At 74.0% G+C, this 13,269-nt stretch carries 12 protein-coding genes; 8 read left to right on the plus strand and 4 right to left on the minus strand.

Annotated elements, in window-relative coordinates; translation table 11 throughout:
* Both ACWGKU_RS27515 and ACWGKU_RS27520 read left to right on the plus strand, forming a co-directional pair.
* A partial coding sequence (locus ACWGKU_RS27515) for a M1 family aminopeptidase (RefSeq protein WP_452191603.1) occupies nt 1-1,771 on the plus strand: 1,771 nt, incomplete at its 5' end.
* Between the two features lie 233 nt (nt 1,772-2,004).
* Nucleotides 2,005-3,687, plus strand: a complete 1,683-nt coding sequence (locus ACWGKU_RS27520) for a S53 family peptidase (RefSeq protein WP_452180748.1) — start codon at nt 2,005-2,007, stop codon at nt 3,685-3,687.
* A gap of 126 nt (nt 3,688-3,813) precedes the next feature.
* Here the strand turns inward: ACWGKU_RS27520 and ACWGKU_RS27525 are convergent, their stop codons facing one another.
* Nucleotides 3,814-4,701 (minus strand): lysozyme, encoded by an 888-nt coding sequence (locus ACWGKU_RS27525; protein WP_452180747.1) that lies wholly within the window; start codon nt 4,699-4,701, stop codon nt 3,814-3,816.
* A gap of 335 nt (nt 4,702-5,036) precedes the next feature.
* On the opposite strand from ACWGKU_RS27525, the gene ACWGKU_RS27530 reads away from it, so the two are divergent.
* The 3 genes from ACWGKU_RS27530 to ACWGKU_RS27540 all read left to right on the plus strand — a co-directional run bounded on the left by ACWGKU_RS27530 (nt 5,037) and on the right by ACWGKU_RS27540 (nt 9,978).
* Complete coding sequence (locus ACWGKU_RS27530) at nt 5,037-5,606, plus strand: GNAT family N-acetyltransferase (protein WP_401053307.1); 570 nt, start codon at nt 5,037-5,039, stop codon at nt 5,604-5,606.
* 267 nt (nt 5,607-5,873) lie between these two features.
* Entirely contained in the window at nt 5,874-7,613 is a 1,740-nt protein-coding gene (locus tag ACWGKU_RS27535; RefSeq protein WP_452180746.1) for a glycosyltransferase family 2 protein, read from the plus strand.
* Between the two features lie 130 nt (nt 7,614-7,743).
* Nucleotides 7,744-9,978: an acyltransferase family protein gene (locus tag ACWGKU_RS27540; protein ID WP_452180745.1), complete on the plus strand. Its 2,235-nt coding sequence runs from the start codon at nt 7,744-7,746 to the stop codon at nt 9,976-9,978.
* A gap of 126 nt (nt 9,979-10,104) precedes the next feature.
* Here ACWGKU_RS27540 and ACWGKU_RS27545 read toward each other — a convergent pair whose 3' ends face one another.
* Complete coding sequence (locus ACWGKU_RS27545; protein WP_452180744.1) at nt 10,105-10,716, minus strand: hypothetical protein; 612 nt, start codon at nt 10,714-10,716, stop codon at nt 10,105-10,107.
* Nucleotides 10,717-10,843: 127 nt separating this feature from the next.
* Between ACWGKU_RS27545 and ACWGKU_RS27550 the strand changes: the two genes are divergently transcribed.
* The 3 genes from ACWGKU_RS27550 to ACWGKU_RS27560 all read left to right on the plus strand — a co-directional run bounded on the left by ACWGKU_RS27550 (nt 10,844) and on the right by ACWGKU_RS27560 (nt 12,400).
* Nucleotides 10,844-11,074, plus strand: a complete 231-nt coding sequence (locus tag ACWGKU_RS27550; RefSeq protein WP_380549316.1) for a hypothetical protein — start codon at nt 10,844-10,846, stop codon at nt 11,072-11,074.
* 214 nt (nt 11,075-11,288) lie between these two features.
* Nucleotides 11,289-11,798 (plus strand): hypothetical protein, encoded by a 510-nt coding sequence (locus ACWGKU_RS27555; protein ID WP_452180743.1) that lies wholly within the window; start codon nt 11,289-11,291, stop codon nt 11,796-11,798.
* A complete protein-coding gene (locus ACWGKU_RS27560; RefSeq protein ID WP_452180742.1) occupies nt 11,795-12,400 on the plus strand; it encodes a class I SAM-dependent methyltransferase in 606 nt (201 codons plus the stop codon). Before ACWGKU_RS27555 ends, ACWGKU_RS27560 begins: the two co-directional genes overlap by 4 nt.
* A 4-nt stretch (nt 12,401-12,404) precedes the next feature.
* Here the strand turns inward: ACWGKU_RS27560 and ACWGKU_RS27565 are convergent, their stop codons facing one another.
* Nucleotides 12,405-12,614, minus strand: a complete 210-nt coding sequence (locus tag ACWGKU_RS27565; protein WP_452180741.1) for a hypothetical protein — start codon at nt 12,612-12,614, stop codon at nt 12,405-12,407.
* Nucleotides 12,615-12,725: 111 nt separating this feature from the next.
* Nucleotides 12,726-12,884 (minus strand): hypothetical protein, encoded by a 159-nt coding sequence (locus tag ACWGKU_RS27570; protein ID WP_452180740.1) that lies wholly within the window; start codon nt 12,882-12,884, stop codon nt 12,726-12,728.
* Nucleotides 12,885-13,269: the final 385 nt, after the last annotated feature.

Genomic DNA, 13,269 nt, shown 5'->3' on the forward strand with positions numbered 1-13,269 from the left:
CGCCACCCCCACCGTGGCGAGCGCCGCGGACTGCACACCCGCCCAGGTCGTGGCCAACGGCGGCTTCGAGTCCGGCAGTTCGCCCTGGACGGCGCCGAGCGGCGCGATCACCGCCGACAGCGGCCAGAGCGCGCACTCCGGCAGCTCCTACGCCTGGCTCGACGGCTACGGCTCCAGCCACACCGACACCCTCTCGCAGTCCGTCACCCTCCCCGCCGGGTGCGGCACCGCGACGCTCGGCTTCTGGCTGCACGTCGACACCGCCGAGACGACCGCCGGCACGGCCTACGACAAGCTGACCGTCAAACTCGGCTCCACCACGGTGGCCACGTACTCCAACCTGGACGCCCTGAGCGGGTACGTGCACAAGACCGTCGACGTCTCCGCCTTCGCCGGCCAGACCGCGACACTCGCCTTCACCGGCGTCGAGGACGCCAGCCTGCAGACCAGCTTCGTGCTGGACGACGTCACCCTGGACGTCTCCGGCGGCGGGACCACCCCCCAGCCCGGCGACCCGACCCGCACCCCGGCCGCGCCGGCGTACACCGTCGACCTCACCAGCGACGCCTCCGGTGGCAGTTGGACCGGGCACGAGAGCGTGACCTTCGGCAACGCCTCGCCCACCGCGCTGAACGAGGTGTACCTGCGGCTGTGGGACAACGCCCACGGCAGCTGCCCCAGCACCCCGATCACGGTCACCAACGTGACCGGCGGCACGCCCTCCCCGCTCACGGTGAACTGCACCGCGCTCAAGATCACCCTGCCGGCCCCGCTCGCCCAGGGCCAGAGCGGCACCGTCGGCTTCGACCTCGGCATCACCGTGCCGAGCGGCGCGGACCGCTTCGGCCACGACGGCGCGTACAACTTCCTCGGCAACGCCCTGCCCGTCCTGGCGATACGGGACGCGGCCGGCTGGCACCTCGACCCGTACACCAACAACGGCGAGTCCTTCTACTCGATGGCCTCGGACTTCACCGTCACCCTGGACCATCCGACCGGCCTGCTGGTCCCCGCGACCGGCACCTCGGTGGACACCCCCGGCACGACCGGCCGGACCGTCACCAAGGCGACCGCGAGCAAGGTGCGCGACTTCGCCTGGGGCGCCGGACCGTTCACCAGGATCTCCGGCACCTCGGCGGCCGGGGTGAAGGTCAACGTCTACTCGGTGGCGGGCATCAGCGCGGCCGACTCCAAGTCGATGCTCTCCACCGCGACCTCGGCGGTCGACGCCCACGCCCAGCGCTTCGGCGCCTACCCGTACGGCGAACTGGACGCGGTGATCGACAACAACTTCTGGTTCGGCGGCATGGAGTACCCGGGCTTCGTCCTCGACCTGGTCAGCACCACGGCGCTCACCCACGAGATCGGCCACCAGTGGTGGTACGGCATCGTGGGCGACGACGAGTACAACGCCCCCTGGCTGGACGAGGCCTTCACCGACTACGCCACCGACCTCGCCCTCGGCAAGACCGGCAACGGCTGCTGGAACAGCGTCTCCTGGGCCTCCTCGGCGGAGAAGATCACCAACTCGATGGCGTACTGGGACGCCAACTCCTCGCGCTACTCCACGGTCGTCTACGGCTACGGCAAGTGCGCCCTGCACGACCTGCGCCGGACGATCGGCGACACCGCGATGACCACGCTGCTGCGGAACTACGCGCAGGCGCACTGGAACGGCGTCTCCACCACCGCGGAGTTCAAGGCCGCGGCCCAGGCCGCCACCACCGTGGACCTGACCTCCTTCTGGAGCCAGCACCGCATCGACGGCTGAGTCCGGGCAGCCCGTGGCGCCGCCTCCGGCTCCGGCCGGGGGTGGCGCCCGTCGGCGTCCTGTCGCGTTCCTGTTCGCGTCCACTTCGCGCCCCCCTGCGTCCCCTTGACGGTGCCGGGGGCCGGGAGGACGCTGTACGTGTACGACATAAGCGTGTGCCGTACACGGACAGTCGAAAGCACACGACCAAGAGTCGCGAGGCTCCCGGCGCTGACCCGACCGCTGGAGCGATCATGTCGACCAACCACTACGTGGCGCTGCCGGACAGCTCCCGCGTTCCGCTCGACGGAGCGCGGGTCATCGGACCGGCCGACCCACGGGCACCCCTGACCGTCACCGTCTACCTGCGGCGCGACCCCGACGCGCCCCCGCGGCCGGACCTGTACGAGCTGGCGCTCCAGCCGCCGACCCGCCGGACCGTCCCCACCGACGACGAGTACGCCGCCGTCCACCGCTGGCGCGACACCGACCTGAAGGCCGTCGAGACCTTCGCCGCCGAGCACCGCCTCGCCGTCTCCAACGAGAACCCGCTGGCCCGCAGCGTCCAGCTGACCGGCACCACCGGGGACGTCGCGGACGCCTTCCGGGTCACCCTGGCCCGCTACCGCTACCAGGACGCCCGCGACAACCCCCGCGTCTACCGCGGCCGCGAGGGCGCCGTCCACGTCCCCGAGGAGCTGAGCGGCGTCATCACCGGCGTGTTCGGCCTGGACGACCGGCCGATCGGCGCCAACCTGCTGATCCACCGGACGGACGTCAGCCTCCCGATCACGGCGAAGGCCGTACCGGCTCTGCCGACGGGCGTCTTCTTCCCGCACCAGCTCGCGAAGCCGTACACCTACCCGGCCGGTCTCGACGGCACCGGCCAGTGCATCGCCGTCCTCGCCTTCAACGGCGAGACGTCGCCCGGTGTGCCCTCCGGCGGCTACTCGTCGGACGCGTTGAGCACGTACTTCACCGCACTGGGGCTGCCCGTGCCGGACATCACCAACGTGGTGATCCAGAACGTCGGATCCCCCGGCAACGACCCGGGCCCGGGCGACGCCACCGCGGACCCGTTCGACAGCACCGACGAGATCATGCTCGACCTCGCGGTGGTCGGCTCCCTCGCACCCGGGGCGAAGATCGTCGTCTACTTCAGCAAGTTCACCGAACAGGGCTGGACCGATCTGATCAACCAGATCGCGACCGACACCGTCAACCGGCCCACGGTGATCTCCAGCAGCTACGGCAACACCGAGGACGGGGGCCCGCGTTGGACCCCCGCGGGCGTCGCCAACGTCGACGGCGTCTTCATCAACGCCGGCACCAAGGACATCAGCATCTGCTGCGCCTCGGGCGACGACGGCTCCCGGGACGTCCACTTCGGCGAGCGGGCCCACGCCGACTTCCCCGCGTCCAGCCCGCACGTGCTCGGCGTCGGCGGCACCCACCTGGTGGTCCAGGGCGGCGGGGTCGACAAGGAGATCGTCTGGGACGACGGACCGGGGGCGCGGACCGGAGGCGGCATCAGCAGGATGTTCCCGGTGCCCCCGTACCAGGTCGGCCTCGCGATGCCGGTCGCCGCGAACCCGCCGCACGTGCAGGGCCGGGGTGTGCCCGACGTGTCCGCGGTCGCCTCCCGGAACACCGGCGTGGTCGTCCCGAACGTGGACGGCGTGCACGTCGACCTGGTCGGCGGCACCAGCGCGTCGGCCCCGATGTGGGCCGCCCTGCTGGCCCGGATCAACCAGGGGCTCGGCCACCGGGTCGGCTTCCTCAACCCGCTGCTGTACGCGCACTTCGCGACCGGCGTCCTGCGGGACATCACCGTCGGCAGCAACGGGGCGTACCCCTCCGGGCCCGGCTGGGACCCGTGCACCGGCCTCGGCAGCCCGGGCGGCCAGCAGCTGCTGGACGGCCTCAAGGCCCTGTGAACCCCGTCGGTCCGACACCGGCCGGTGCGGGACGCGCTGCGGCGCCCCGCACCGGCGCGGGTGTGTCGGCCGTCAAGCCGTCAAGCCGTCAAGCCGTCAAGCCGTCAAGCCGTCAGCCGTCGGCCGTCAGCCCAGGGCGAGGGCGCGGAGGCGGTCGGCCGCGCCGTTGAAGTAGTTCTGGTCACCGGGGAAGGTGCCGGAGTCGGCGAACTGCCAGAAGGTCTGGTAGCCCCAGCCGTTCGGCAGGGTGCCGACGGAGGAGGCGTAGCGGGCTATCCAGAGCGGGTTGGTGGTGCCGAAGCCGCCGTTGTTGCCGGTGCACTGGGTCCACCAGTTGGTGGTGGTGTAGATGGTGGGGTAGCGGCCGGTGCGGGAGTGCACGGTGTTGCTGAAGTCCCGGATCCAGCTGACCATGGCGCTCTGGCTGAGGCCGTAGCAGGTGGCGCCGTAGGGGTTGTACTCGATGTCCAGCGCGGGCGGCAGGGTCTTGCCGTCGGCGGACCAGCCGCCGCCGTGGCTGACGAAGTAGGTGGCCTGGGTGGCGCCGGAGGAGGCGTTCGGCAGCGCGAAGTGGTAGGCGCCGCGGACCAGCCCGGCGTTGTAGGAGCCGTTGTACTGCTGGGCGAAGGACGGGTTGGTGTAGCCGGTGCCCTCGGTGGCCTTGACGTAGGCGAACTTGGCGCCGTTGGCGGCCACCGAGGACCAGTTGACGTTGCCCTGGTAGCTGGAGACGTCCAGCCCCGGGGTCTGGGTGGCGGCGAGGGAGGCGAACGGGGCGGCGGCGCTGCGGCCCTCGCGGGCGGCGACGGTGGAGCCCGCGAAGTCCTGCTCGGGGTGGAAGCCGGGGCGGCCCTCGGCGACGGGGGCGACAGGGGTGGGTTCGGCCGCGTACGCGGGGGCGGCCACGCCGGCGACCAGGGCGGTCGCGGCGGCGAGGGCGGCGAGCGCGGGCAGACGGCGGCGGGCCGGTCTGTCGGTGCCGGTGGTGCGGGCGGAGCGGGAAGAGCGGGGCATGGGCACTCCTCTGGTCCGAGCATGGGGAGGGTCGAAATGACCCGGTCCGGCCGGGGCCTGACCGGCCGTACCGCAGAGTAGCCATGTACCTGGCACCGCCACCAGGCATCTTTTTTCACATAGTGAACGCACGTCAGATGTGCCGGAACACCGCGACCGGCAACCGGCGTTGCCGGTTCTGCCGGTCCGGTCGGCCGGGGGTGGGGAGGGGAGCGGGCTGCGGACGGCGCCGGAGGGGGGCTCCGGGGCGGCTCCGGGTGCGCCCGGCGCGCTGTGGCACGATGCCCGCGGGCCGGCCACCACGGGCGGCCCCGCACGTGAGGAGAGGACCAGCCATGACCGAGACCGCCACCGATTCCGCCCGGCCCGACGGGGAGCCCGTGTTCCGGCCCGCCACGCCCGCCGACGTCCCGGCGCTGGTCGCCCTGGTCGAGTCCGCCTACCGGGGCGACTCCAGTCGGGCCGGGTGGACCACCGAGGCGGACCTGCTGGACGGCCGGCGCACCAACCCGGAGGCCGTCACGGAGGCCGTGGGCCACCCCGAGGGCCTGGTGCTGCTGGCCGAGCGGGACGGCGAGCTGCTCGCCTGCTGCCAGCTGGAACAGCGCGGCGAGCGGGCGTACTTCGGGATGTTCTCGGTGCGCCCGGGTCTCCAGGGCGGCGGGATCGGCCGGGCCGTGCTGGCCGAGGCGGAGCGGCTGGCCGTCGAGCGGTGGGGCGTCGGCGCGATGGAGATGACGGTGATCGAGCAGCGCGCCGACCTGATCGCCTGGTACGAACGGCGCGGCTACCGGCGCACCGGGGAGTTCAGCCCGTTCCCGTACGGCGACGAGCGCTTCGGCATCCCGCTCCGGCCGGACCTCCGGTTCGCCCACCTCGTCAAGGACTTGAAGGCGGATTCCTGACGGAATGGACGTCCGTGTACGGAAGTTGACGGTTGTGGCGGTGCTGGAGCCGTGACCGGGCGGGGAGTTGACGACCCCCGGAACGGCTCTGCCTCGGGGTCCGGTTCAGTTCCGCTGGACCGGATCTCCGCAGGTGACGCACGGTCAAGTAACTGAGCTGGGGCGATGCGGAGATGTCATACCTCGTTCATTATTGGTCTAGGCCAATGTGAGAAGCTGAGCGCGAACGGCCACGCTCCGTCCGCTGCCCAGGGGGGCCATTTCCGCATGCCCGTACTCCATGGCACCGCCATGCCCGCATCCGACACCGGTCCGCGCCGGACACCCGCGGACCCGGACGACCACCGCCTGCCCAGCCCGCCCGACGACGAGGAGCTCTACTGGTACTTCGGCCCGCAGCGCCGCTGGGTGCTGCTCTGCGCCACCCTGTCCTACGCGGGAGCCACCGCCACGCTCGGCCTGTTCGCCCTCAGCAAGCCGCTGCTCTGGCCCTTCCTGGTGCTCACCGTGCTCAACGCGGCCACCTGGCTGCTCTCGCTCACCGACGGCCAGCGCGCCCGGCGCTTCACCCGCGACTCCCACGACCTGCTGCTGCGCGCCTGGAACCCCGACCGCGCCCCGAGCGTCGACCTGCTGCTGCCGACCGCCGGTGAACCACTGGCCGTCCTCGACAACGCCTACCGGCACACCGCGGCCGTCCAGTGGCCCGGCGAGCTGACCGTGCTGGTCCTCGACGACGCCGGCCGCCCCGAGGTGCGCCGACTCGCCGAGTCCTACGGCTTCCAGTACCACGCCCGGCCCGACCGGGGCCGGTTCAAGAAGGCCGGCAACCTCAACCACGGCCTGGCCGAGGGCACCGGCGAGATCGTCGCCGTCCTGGACGCCGACTTCTGCCCCCGCCCCGACTTCCTGCACCACCTGGTGCCCTACCTCGACAACCCCGGGGTCGGCATCGTGCAGAGCCCGCAGTGCTTCGACACGGACGCCGACATGTCCTGGCTCGAACGCGCCGCGGGAGCCACCCAGGAGATCTTCTACCGCTGGATCCAGCCCTCCCGGGACGCGCAGGACGGCACCGTCTGCTGCGGCACCAACGCCCTCTACCGCCGCGCCGCGCTGAAGCGGATCGGCGGCTTCGCCGAGATCGACCACAGCGAGGACCTCTACACCGGCCTCGCCCTCGCCCGCGCCGGATGGGCCACCCGCTACGTCCCCGCGCTGGTCGCCAAGGGCATGTCGCCCACCGGCCTGCCCGCCTTCATCAGCCAGCAGTATCGCTGGTGCCTCGGCTCCCTGGCCCTGGTCCGCGACCCGGACTTCCGCAAGGGGCCGCTCCCGCGGTCCGCCCGGCTCTGCTTCTGGAACGGCATCCTCGGCTACGTCACCAGCGCCGTGAACGTCTTCGCCGTGCCGCTGCCCGCCCTGATCATGCTGTTCTTCCGGCCCGAGGAGATCCAGCCCTGGCAGGTGCTGCCGTTCCTGCCGCCGATCTGGGTCGCCCTGGTGCTGCTGCCCGCGATGTCCCGCACCCGCTGGCGCTTCGAGGTCACCCGGGTCCAACTCCTCGGCGGGCTCTGCCACGTGGTCGCCATCGTGCACGCGCTGCGCCGCCGCTCCGCCGACTGGGTGCCCACCGGCGCCGTGTCCGGCGGCAGCTCGCTCGCCCGTGCCGTCGCCCGGATCGGGGTCGGCTGGCTCGGGTTCGTCGTCCTCGCGGGCGCCGCCGGACTGGTCCGGGCCGCGCTGCTGCACGGCTGGCGGCCGTACTGGGCGCTCGCCGGGCTGCTCGCACTCACCGCGTACACCATGATCCCGCTGATCCGGGAACTGCGGCCGCTGCTCAACGGCACCGGTGGCGGCAAGGGAGCCGCCGTCGGCGAGGTCGCCGCGCCCGCACCGGGCCGCTCCGACCTCGGGTTCGGACGGGCCGAGGCCGTCGCCGTCACCGCCGTACTGCTGCTGTGCGGGCTGCTGGCCTCCGGCTGGGCCGACCCGCTGATTTTCTGACTCACCGTCACATCGCCTCTGTCCCACCGAGTTTCCTTGCGCGTCGCCCCACCGGCGCGGACACCGCCCGGCCGCCCCATCGGCCCGGCGGGCCCGACAAACCGCTGCCAGCCCTGCAAGGAGCACCGCCGTGTCAACGGCCGTACCATCGTCCTCAGCCTCGTCCTCCTCATCCGCCTCGGCCCCGTCGTCCTCCCCGGCCTCGTCGCCGCCCGCCGCGCCCGCCGCGACCGACACACCCACCGACCTGCTGCCCGGCGTCGTCCGGGTGGGCCGGGAACCCGCCGCCCCGCAGGGCGCCGCCGTCGCCGAGAGCGGGCAGACCCGCCGGCGCAGCGCCTTCCGCCCCGACATCGAGGGGCTGCGCGGCGTCGCCGTGCTCTCCGTCCTCGCCTTCCACTCCGCCGTCCCGGGCCTGACCGGCGGCTTCGTCGGCGTCGACGTCTTCTTCGTCGTCTCCGGCTTCCTGATCACCGGCCTGCTCGTCGGACGCCCGCTCGGCCTGTGGGACTTCGCCGCCCGCCGCGCCCGGCGCATCCTGCCCGCCGCCGCCACCGTGCTGGTCGCCACCGCCGTCGCCGGCGGCGCCCTGCTCGACCCGCTGCGCGGCACCGACCTCGCCCGCGACCTGATCGCCTCCGCCGGCCAGTTCGCCAACTGGCGCTTCGTCGGCGAGCAGACCGACTACCTGGCCGCCGAACGCGACCCCAGCCCGCTGCAGCACTTCTGGTCGCTGGGCGTGGAGAACCAGTTCTACCTGCTCTGGGGCGTGCTGCTGCTCGGCCTCGCCCGCTACCTCCACGGGCGCCGCCGCACCCTGGCGATCACCCTCGCCACGGTGGCCGTCGGCGGGGTCTCGCTCGCGCTCTGCCTGCGCTGGACGGCCACCTCCGCGCCGCTCGCCTACTTCTCCACCGGCAGCCGGCTCTGGGAGTTCGCGGCCGGCGCCTGCGCGGCGCTGGCGGGCCCGGCGCTGGCCGCCCGCGCCGAGCGGCGCCCGGTGGTGCGGACGCTGCGGGTGCTCGGTTGGCTCGGCCTCGCCGCCGTGCTCACGCCGGTGTTCCTGTACGACCGCAACACCCCCTTCCCCGGCACCGCCGCGCTGCTGCCCGTCCTCGGTACCGCCGCCGTCCTGCTCGCCGGGCACGGCACCCCCGGCGCCGCCGACGCCGGACGGCTGCTCGCCACCCGCCCGCTGCGCGCCGCCGGACGACTCTCGTACGCCTGGTACCTCTGGCACTGGCCGGTGCTGACCATCGCCCAGGCCCGCTACGGTCCGCTGCCCTGGAGCACCCTGCTCGCGCTCACCGCCGCCGCCGCGCTGCCCGCCTGGCTCACCCTGCGGCTGGTCGAACAGCCGCTGCGCTACGGCAGCAGCCCCGCCCCCCGGCGCGGGCTCGCGGTCGGCGCCAGCGCCCTGGTCATCCCGCTGATCGCCGCGCTCACCCTCGGCGGCGGCACCGTGCGCGCACTCGGCGACCCCGCCGCCGGGCCCGTGGCAGCCCCCGCCGGAGCCGCCGACGGCCCGAGCCTGCTCGCCCCCGGCGCCCGGGTGCTCACCCTGACGCCGTCGCTGGCCCGCGCCCGGGAGGACTTCCCGCCCGGCAAGGGCTGCGAGATCCCGCTCAACGCCGACAGCAGCCCGCGCTGCCTCTTCGGCGCCGAGGACAGCCCCGACCGGATCGTGCTGCTCGGCGACTCCCACGCCGGGCAGTGGATCTCCGCCGGCCTCGCCCTGGCCGAGCAGCGGCACTGGGCCCTGGAGGTCCTGGTCAAGCCCGGCTGCCCGCTGGCCACCCTCACCGTGCGCAACAACGTCCTCGGCCGCACCTTCGACGAGTGCGACCGCTGGCGCGAGAACACCCTCACCCGGCTGACCTCCGGCCCCAAGCCGCGCCTGGTCCTGATGGCGGGGCTCAACCGGTACGGCAGCCAGGAGGAGCGCGCCGAGGGCTGGACCCGCACCCTGGACCGGCTCACCGCGCTCGGCGCCCCGCTCGCCTACCTCGGCGACACCCCGATGCCCGGCAAGGACATCCCGACCTGCCTGGCCGCCTCCGACGGGCGCTCGGACGCCTGCTTCTTCCCGCGCGACACCGCCTTCGAGCCCGACCCGGTGCTGGACGGCGGGCTCGCCGCCCGGTACGGGGTGCGGACCCTCGACCTCGGTCCGCTGCTCTGCCCCGGCGCCGGGCCCTCCTGCCCGGCGGTGCTGGAGGGCGTGGTGCTGTACCGGGACACCGGGCACATCACCGACACCCTGGCGCGGGTACTGGCACCCCGGCTGGACAAGGGACTGCTGGGGACGGCGGGAGCCCCGGGCGCACCGGCCGGTTCTGCCGCGCCGACCGGCCCCACCGGGTAGGCCGGCCCGACCGGTTCGGTTTGCTCCGACCGGTTCGGTTGTGCCGACCGGCCCCACCGGGTAGGCCGGCCCGACCGGTTCGGCCGCGTCCATGACTCCGGGGCCGCCCTCGGCTCAGCCGTGGATTCAGCCGTAGATGCTGTGGCAGAGCCGGGCCGACTCCGATCCGGCCGGCCAGTGGCCCGCCCGCTCGGCCTGGTCGCAGATGCTGCTCCGGCCCCCGCCCGCCCCGGCACCCGCCGGGGTGGGCGCGGCCGACGGGCCGCGGGCCGGAGCCGGGGCGTGCGGGCTGTGCCCCGGCTTGGGGCGCGCGCTCGCCGAGGCGTGCGCGGCGTCGGTCGTCGCACCGGCCCCGGGCCCGGGCCCGGCCGCCGTCGTACCCGGCCCGCCCACCGCGATCACCGCGCTCGGGGTGGGCGGCGGCAGTGGGGACGGTGCCGGCGTGGCCGGTGACGGGGAGACCGGCAGCAACTGCGCCGCCGGGTCCGAGGCGGAGGGCGAGGCCTCCGGCAGCGCCGCCACGCTCAGCTCGTCACCCGCCCCCGGCCCGCACATCACCAGGACGGAGGCCAGCACGGCGCCCGTCCCGACCATCGCGGCCGTCCAGGCCCTGCGTGACAGACGCCTCGGCGGCGGCGTGGCGGTGGACCACGGCGGTAGCGGATTCGTCGGGACCGGCGGCGGCTGCCAAGCGTTCTGCGGCCACTGCCACTGCCCTCCGGTGGGCTGCCCAGTCATGTGCTCGTCCTTCCAGCGGCCCCCCTCAGAACCTTTCCGTGCTCAACGAGCGCGCCGACGCCGGGACATGACCCGGAAGAGGGGTCTGGACGGGCGTTGATTGCCACCGCGCCACATGCTGGGGGACATGGAGACCAACAGCACGTCCAAACCCCTGGTCGAAGTGGCCGAGTTCCGGACCGACAGCCGCTACCGCCTCATCCACTTCGAGGGCCACGGCTGGGAACCGCTCGCGCAGGAGGAGTTCGAGCCGCGCGTCCACCAGCTCTTCCCGGACCTCGACCCGCACGACCCGCAACGGGTCCACTGGGCCGACCGTCCCTGGGAGTGGCCCGCCTGGCACCCGGGCGAAGCCTGAACGCACCGCCCGAACGCACCGCCCGAACGCACCGCCCGAACGCACGGTCCGGGCGAGCCGGGCGGGTTCCGGGCGACTTCCGGGCGGTCCGGGCGGTCCGGGCTACCCGGAGCGGTCCGGTATGTCCCGGCCTGAATGGATGTGGCGCGGTGCGGTGCGACCCGAACCGCTCGGTGCAGGAGTGACGGCCCCGTTCCTTCGTTACGCTGAGCGGGTGAGAGTGGATCACTTCTGGCACCGCCTGCCGGGCCGGGCCGTGGGCACCTGCTCGCCGGAGCAACTCGGCGAACTCGTGCCCCGCGACCGCGACGTCCGGTACGACCGGCTGGCCGGCGCCGGCCTCGCCCTCGGCGTGCGGCGCACCGCCGTCCTGATGGAACTCGCGCTCACCGAGAACGGCCTGCATCCCGACCCGGCCGCCCGACTGCCCGTCTACGGCGGCGGACGGCGCCAGCCGGACGGCGCACTGCCGGACGGTGCCGTGCCCGTGCTGCGCCCCGAACAGGTCGCGGCGGCCTCCGCGTTCCTGCGCGACTCGGCGCTCGGCGAACTCGTCCGCCAGCAGAACAGCGTGCTCGCCCGTACGGCCGTGCACCTCGGCTACCCGACGCCGTGGTCCGAGGCCTGGGCGACGCTCGTCGTCCACGACCTGCGCGAGCTGCGGGACTTCTTCGCCCGCGCGGCCGCGGCCGGGGACGCGGTGGCCGTCCGGGAGGCGGAGTGAACACGCCCGCGGGGACCGCCGGGTACGGCGCGGCGGCCGAGCAACTCGCCGTCCAGTACGAGAGCGTGAGCTTCACCGAGGTGCACCGCGAGCTGCACCACCTGTACCCGGCCCCGCCCGCGTCCGTCCTGGACGTCGGCGCCGGCACCGGCCGCGACGCCGCCGCCCTCGCCGCCCTCGGCCACCGGGTGGTCGCGGCCGAGCCGACCCCTGAACTCCGGGCCGTCGGAGAGCGGTTGCACGCCGGCTCGGACGTGCGCTGGGTCGCCGACGCGCTGCCCGAACTGCCCGCGCTCGTCGCCGAGGGCGCGTGCTACGACCTCGTCCTGCTCACCGCCGTCTGGATGCACCTCGCCTCCGCCGAGCGCCCACCCGCGATGGCCGCCCTCACCCGCCTCCTCGCCCCCGCGGGCCGGCTCGCCCTCACCGTCCGCCACGGCCCCGTCCCGCCGGGCCGCCACATGTTCGACCTCCCGGACGAGACCACCGTCACCCTCGCCGCCGACTGCGGGCTGCGCCTCCTCCGCCGCGCCACCCGCGCGGACCTGCACGGCCGGGGCGAGGTCCACTGGACGCTGCTGCTCTTCGAGCGGGAGGCGTAGCCGGTCAGACGTGTCCCGGCCGTACGGTGTCGATGGGCGACGGAGGGCAGAAGACCTTCTCCTCGGTGAGGTCCGCCAACGCCTCGGGCGGCTCGGCCCCCTCCCGTACGGCCGGCAGGTACGCCTTCGCCTGCCGGAGGCTCAGCCGCGGCGCCCGGCGGCGCAGGTGCGCCATCGCGACGACCGCGCCGTCCGCCCGCGCGAGCGTGCGCACCTCCGCCGCCAGGGGGTCGGGCGGCCGGATGCCCTTGACCTGCCGGAGGTAGAGCGCCGCCCAGTCGTGCAGGTCGACCAGGTAGGGCGCGCCGCCGATGAGCGCGTGCTGTCAGTCGCCGGTGCGGACGAACTCGGGCGAGTCGCAGGAGATGATCCACCCGAGGCTGTGCTCCACGGCCGCGTGGACCACCAACTCGTGGTGCTCCGGCGGCAGTTCGGTCAGCAGTGATGCGACGAGCTCGACGGCCCGCGCTCTGGTGATGGCCATGCCCCCGATGCTCGGCACCACGGCAAGCGGATTTCGGGCGGGCGGTGTACGGCGGAGGTCCGGATCGGACCGGCCCGCATCGCCTACCTGCTCGGCCTGAACCCGGCCACCTTTCACCGGTCCTGATTCACTATCGGATCGCCCGCGGCGAGACCCTGGCCGACGAACGCGAGGAGACCGCCACCGCGTTCCGGCACCGGGCGAACGGCTGCTCGGCCCGGGCCGGAACCGCCGTCCAGCGGGTGATGACCGACAACGGCGACTGCCGCACGTCACACGCCTGGCGCGTGGCGCGTGGGGAGTCGGGCGGGGCGCCATCCCACCCCCGCGGGCCCGGGGGCCCCAAACCTCCACGCCCAGGCGGGTGGGCCCGCGGGGCAGGGGC

Source organism: Kitasatospora sp. NPDC054768 (genome assembly GCF_053612025.1).

What these genes read in the sequence shown, in the direction of transcription:
- ACWGKU_RS27520 (WP_452180748.1), top strand. Translation starts at nt 2,005, where the DNA reads ATGTCGACCAACCACTACGTGGCGCTGCCGGACAGCTCCCGCGTTCCG.
- ACWGKU_RS27525 (WP_452180747.1), bottom strand. Translation starts at nt 4,701, where the DNA reads ATGCCCCGCTCTTCCCGCTCCGCCCGCACCACCGGCACCGACAGACCG.
- ACWGKU_RS27530 (WP_401053307.1), top strand. Translation starts at nt 5,037, where the DNA reads ATGACCGAGACCGCCACCGATTCCGCCCGGCCCGACGGGGAGCCCGTG.
- ACWGKU_RS27535 (WP_452180746.1), top strand. Translation starts at nt 5,874, where the DNA reads ATGCCCGTACTCCATGGCACCGCCATGCCCGCATCCGACACCGGTCCG.
- ACWGKU_RS27545 (WP_452180744.1), bottom strand. Translation starts at nt 10,716, where the DNA reads ATGACTGGGCAGCCCACCGGAGGGCAGTGGCAGTGGCCGCAGAACGCT.
- ACWGKU_RS27550 (WP_380549316.1), top strand. Translation starts at nt 10,844, where the DNA reads ATGGAGACCAACAGCACGTCCAAACCCCTGGTCGAAGTGGCCGAGTTC.
- ACWGKU_RS27570 (WP_452180740.1), bottom strand. Translation starts at nt 12,884, where the DNA reads ATGGCCATCACCAGAGCGCGGGCCGTCGAGCTCGTCGCATCACTGCTG.